This is a genomic window from Empedobacter sp. GD03865 (assembly GCF_029840775.1).
In the GTDB taxonomy this organism is placed as follows: Bacteria; Bacteroidota; Bacteroidia; order Flavobacteriales; family Weeksellaceae; genus Empedobacter; species Empedobacter falsenii_B.
In genome coordinates this window covers 1-5074 of record NZ_JAOCDF010000056.1, presented here as the reverse complement: position 1 = coordinate 5074, position 5074 = coordinate 1, and the positions used below count along the sequence as shown (strand labels likewise).

At 30.8% G+C, this 5074-nt stretch carries 8 protein-coding genes and 1 pseudogene; all 9 read right to left on the bottom strand.

The window, feature by feature from the left end:
- A pseudogene (locus N5D46_RS14375) lies at positions 1 to 214 on the bottom strand (arsenical-resistance protein); the annotation flags it as partial.
- Positions 215 to 217: 3 nt separating this feature from the next.
- The gene (locus N5D46_RS14370; protein ID WP_114999204.1) at positions 218 to 829 is read right to left on the bottom strand and encodes a protein-tyrosine-phosphatase; all 612 of its coding nucleotides are present in this window, start codon (positions 827 to 829) and stop codon (positions 218 to 220) included.
- Positions 830 to 833: 4 nt separating this feature from the next.
- Positions 834 to 1904, bottom strand: a complete 1071-nt coding sequence (locus N5D46_RS14365) for an ArsO family NAD(P)H-dependent flavin-containing monooxygenase (RefSeq protein ID WP_115001976.1) — start codon at positions 1902 to 1904, stop codon at positions 834 to 836.
- A 168-nt stretch (positions 1905 to 2072) separates the two neighbouring features.
- On the bottom strand, positions 2073 to 2537 hold the full coding sequence (locus N5D46_RS14360) for a DUF6428 family protein (RefSeq protein WP_280050408.1): 465 nt from the start codon (positions 2535 to 2537) through the stop codon (positions 2073 to 2075).
- Between the two features lie 60 nt (positions 2538 to 2597).
- The gene (locus N5D46_RS14355) at positions 2598 to 2927 is read right to left on the bottom strand and encodes a metalloregulator ArsR/SmtB family transcription factor (protein ID WP_114999208.1); all 330 of its coding nucleotides are present in this window, start codon (positions 2925 to 2927) and stop codon (positions 2598 to 2600) included.
- 189 nt (positions 2928 to 3116) lie between these two features.
- Positions 3117 to 3374, bottom strand: coding sequence for a Txe/YoeB family addiction module toxin (locus N5D46_RS14350; RefSeq protein WP_114999210.1), 258 nt, complete (start codon positions 3372 to 3374; stop codon positions 3117 to 3119).
- A complete protein-coding gene (locus N5D46_RS14345) occupies positions 3375 to 3629 on the bottom strand; it encodes a type II toxin-antitoxin system prevent-host-death family antitoxin (protein ID WP_068599366.1) in 255 nt (84 codons plus the stop codon).
- 88 nt (positions 3630 to 3717) lie between these two features.
- Positions 3718 to 4395, bottom strand: a complete 678-nt coding sequence (locus tag N5D46_RS14340) for a site-specific integrase (RefSeq protein ID WP_125350815.1) — start codon at positions 4393 to 4395, stop codon at positions 3718 to 3720.
- Positions 4396 to 4495: 100 nt separating this feature from the next.
- On the bottom strand, positions 4496 to 4627 hold the full coding sequence (locus N5D46_RS14335) for a transposase (protein ID WP_114999214.1): 132 nt from the start codon (positions 4625 to 4627) through the stop codon (positions 4496 to 4498).
- Positions 4628 to 5074 lie beyond the last annotated feature (447 nt).

Genomic DNA, 5074 nt, shown 5'->3' with positions numbered 1-5074 from the left:
CTTGTGGTAATAGAGAATAATCTACTTTGGCTAAAGGTGGAAACATCATTATTATCAACCCTAAAGCTAAAGGAATATTGGTTGTGCCAATGCTCATACGCTCTATTAAAACAGACATATTGGGAAAGATATAGCCAATTGTAACACCTAAAACCATTGCGATAAAAATCCATAAGGTTAGGTATCTATCAAGGAATTTTAGTTTTGGTTGCATCGTTTATTTAGTGATTTGTGAAAATATGTACATCATTTCAGTTGCGATTTGAAAACTGCGTTGTTGGTAAACTTCGGTTTGTTCGGTTGTATCATCCGAAATTTTAGGATCTTCGTAAGTAATGGGAATTCGCTTTTCAGCACCGGATATAAAAGGACAACCTTCATCTGCTTGGGAGCAAGTTAGAATCGCTGCGAAATTTGAAATGGGATTGAATGCATCATTATATTTCTTAGAAAAACCGATAATTGGTGAACTATTCTCATCATATTTTATCGCATAAATAGGATTATTACTATCTGTAATTTTAAAGATTTGAAAACCTTGATTGCTTAGCGTTTCAATTACTTTTGGAAACAAAGCTGTTTCTGCTGTACCACCAGAATAACAATTGATATTGGGGATATTATAATAAGCAGCAGCGAATTGTGCCCATACTTGTGCTAGATGACTTCTGCGTGAATTGTGTGTACAAATAAAATTAAGGTTTACCGGTTTTTTACTATTTACCTTTCCTTGAATGTAATCTATTAAAGGTTGTAAAATGTTTTTGCGATCATTACTGATATTTTCAAAATGAAATTGCTCTACAGTTTTTAATATTGTTGAGTACATATTTTTAATTAATTTTTAAGTGTTTAGATAAAAAATCTTGAATTTCTAAAATTGTTTGTTTTGCGGTTCTGTTTACCCCAATTAAAGATGCAGATGCATAACCTGTCCAATTACCATAGCCTACAAACCATAAACCTTCAATATCTAAAGACTTAGTTTCATTGGTTTTTGCAATACCTTTTTCATCTAGTTGTATTAGTGATTTTAGGAATGTAGTATCGTAACCGAAGCCTGTACACCAAATAATTGCATCAAAATCTTCTTGTTCGCCGTTATCCCAAATTACTCCTTTGTCGTAAAACTCACGGAATGTACCACTAGAAATTAACACTCCTCTTTCACGAGCTTCTTTTACAGGTGGAACCATAACAATACTGGCTAAATTGTAATTTGATGCATCAAATGTTTTTCCTTCTAATTCTGCTTTATATCTTGCGTTGGCAATTTTAAACAGATAATAGCCGTCCACTTCATCGGGTAGAAATTCAGGTGTTTTTTTTGTTGACCATTTTACTGTCGTATTTTTTGATACTTCAGCAACAATTTGAGCACCAGAATTACCTTCTCCAACAACCAATGTTTTTAAACCATTAAAATCTTCGGGGTTTTTATATTTACTTGAATGTATTTGAACACCTTTGTAATTTTCTATTCCCTTTAAATTCGGAATGAAAGGATTTCCCCACGTTCCTGTAGCAGAAATAACTGTTTTGGTTTTAAAAAAACTTTCTTGCGTGTGAACTTGAAAAAAATCTCCATTTTTTTTAATTTCAACAACTTCACTATTTCTTTTCACATTAAGTTGATAATATTGCTCGTATTGTCCTAAATAATGTATAACCTCTTGTTTTGTAGGGAATTTATTTTCAGAATTTGGCATTATCAATCCAGGTAACGAGCTATAATCTGCTGGAGAAAATAGGGTTAAACTATCCCAAGTATGGAGCCAAGCCCCGCCTGAAGTATTTTGCTTATCCAAAATAATATACTTCAGTTTTGCACGTCTTAGATAATATCCACAAGCTAATGCACTTTGCCCGCCTCCAATAACTATAACATCAAATATTTCATCCATTGAATTGTTTTTATCTGATTTATGCATTCACAAATTAATACTTTTACGTTTCTATAAATTCTTATCTATATTAATACCGTTTACTGTTTGATAATCCTTGTTTATCGACTTCTACAACTCCTAAAAAATTATCATTGGTAATTGTTATAATATTTATGGTTACAATATTTAGCAACACCCCGAATTTGGTGTACAAGAAGATGATTGGATTTCTGACAATTTCACTTTTGGTTTTTCTACAGGAATACCGCAAGCATCTTCCGCTAAACAAGCTGTTTTTTTATTCTTTAAAATGAAATGTTTTCCATTAAATTCAAGATCGTATTTACCAATTGTAGTCGACTGATATTCTACTTCAATTTCGGCATCTTCCATACCTAATTTATTTTCGGATAAGCGAATAATGTTTAGTAATTTTCCTGGTTTTAAACGATGTTCGTAATCGTCTGCATTCCATAATTGGAAGTTCACCACTTTTTCATTTCTAATCACTCCACCACAATCAATAAATTTCTTTGTGATTTCTCCCACTTCTGTAACGTGGAAATGCTCTGGCACGAAAGTAGCATCCTCTAATTGAAATTCAACATTTTGTAATGTTGGTAAGATTTCTTTGATTTCTGAAAGTTTCATCTTCTTAATATTATTATTTATTAATCGTAATATTACGATGTTTTATTTTAAAAAAATGCCTTAACAGCATTTCTCTATTTTTACATTTTGATTGAAAAAGTTAGAAAACTCATTTTGAATTGAAGCCCAAACCTTTTCATCTATACAATAACACACTGATTTCCCTTCGATGGAACCTTGAATAATTCCTATACTTTTCAATTCTTTTAAATGTTGAGAAATCGTGGCTTGTGCTAAACCTAATTCATCCACCAAATCCGTACAGATACACGCATTTTGCTTGATAATATGCTGAATAATAGCCACACGAGCAGGATGTCCTAATACTTTGAATAAAGTAGCTAGTTTATTTTGTTCGTCTGTAAATATTTCTGATTTAGTTGTTCCCATCATTAATTTATTATCATTGCAATATTACGATATAATTATTGAATACTAAAAAATTTAATGTTATTTATTTAATGTATTGCTCAACGGCTTTATCCAATTCTTTGTTTACGATTTTGGCATAAAAAAAATTCTGTTAAGTTTTACAACCCAACAGAATTCTATCTTATTTATATCTTAAAAATTGATTATTTAATCGTAATGAAAACGGCACTTTGCTATTAATATCTGACCATCTTCGTACTTGTAAATTAAACGATGTTCTTCATCTATTCTACGTGACCAAAACCCTGAATATTTATGTTTTAATGGCTCTGGTTTCCCTATACCAGTAAAAGGAGTACGTGAAATATCTTTCAATAAATCATTGATACGTTTTACTTTTTTCTTATCGGTTTTTTGCCAAAATAAATAATCTTCCCAAGATTCATCTACGAAAATATATTTCATCTATTCCTCGATTAATTCTCTTTCAAAAGATTGGTTACTTTTTAATTTTTCAATGGCAGCATCTAATCTTGATTCATTGATACGAGAAGATAATTCGTGATTTGTAGCCATTAAAGAATTGTACTCTTCTAATGACATTACCACAATACCTGAATCTTTCCCTCTGTTGATGATTAAGGTTTCAAAATTCTTCGAAACTCTATCTAAGTAAGATTTAATATCTTTTCTGAAATCTGAAACACTTGCTATTATCATAATCTTGTATTTTATTATGTACAAATATATGTACAATATTTTGATTTTCAAAATCTATCTTCTTACATCATTTTAAAATAAACATTTACTATTCAATGAATTGCTCTACTGCTTTGTCTAATTCTTCGTTTACGATTTTAGCATAAATTTGAGTTGTTCCAATATCAGAGTGATCTAAAAGTTTTGATACATACTCAATACGCATACCGTTAGCTAAGGCTTGGGTTGCAAATGTATGTCGGCTTAAATGAAAAGATAATGAGAATGGAAATTCTAATTCTTTGCCCATTCTACGCAATTTCTGACCACATAAAACATTTTTGCTACCGATTACTTTTAGTTGGTATTCGTTGGATTGTTCGAAGAAATTAGCTTCTGAAATGATTGGAAAAATAAAATCATCTGGTTCGGAAGTTTCTTTTTTGTATTTGTTTAAAATCTCTAAAGCAGATTGACCTACCTTGAATTGATGTGAACGTTTAGTTTTACGGATGTTTAATCTGATACGTTGTTCGTTTTCATCATAGTTTTTCCATTGTAAGGTAACGACATCACTAAAACGCAATCCTCCGGCATAACAAGAAAAAATAAACATATCTCTGAAATAGGTATCTGTTTGACCAAATGAACTCTTGTGATTTTTTAGCTGCTCGATTTGTTCTTTGTTTAAAAACAATCTTGTACTCTTGGCTTTTTTGATTCGTACACTTGCAAATGGGTAAGTATTTAAACTGATGATTTCTTCACGAATGGCATCTTTAAACATTATGGCTAAAATTGAACATTTGTATTAAAACTAACATTAGTAATTTATGAACAAATTGAAATAACTGTAAGAAAGCTTCTTTACCAAAAAGGACGCAAGTTTAACCAATTGTGGAATGCCAAGGTAGTTTTTCGTTTAAATCATGACCTAAAAATAAACGAATATCCAAACAGTTATTGCAATAGCGAATCATTGCTCTGTTGTTATTAATATTATTTAGATAACTGTCCATTCAAATCTTGAAAGAGACAATTAGATTATGAAATAAAACAAATTTCTACAATTAAAAACATGATAGCTTTGAAATTTCATATAGAAAACTTGCTGAAAAGGCGAGAGTCAATTTAGCGTAATGAGCGTAAAAATGGCTTACTGTTCGCGCAATCTTCCTCTCGTAAACCCAAAATAGTAACTCAAAAAGCGTGCTTTTCTCGTCAAAAACCTCGTATCTCACTTCTCATATCTAAAAAAAACAAAAAATATTTTCCATTGTACCAGCGACTTAAGGAAAGAATGTAAAATAAATGTAAAGTATGTTTGGAAAAACGAATAATCCAGCCGTATATTTGCAACCGCAATACGAAAGACGAGTAGTATTGTAGTTGACATAAGGACTTAGTAGCGACAAAAATTATTTAAAAATAAATTTGCGAGAATCTAAATAAGTATTATCTTTGCC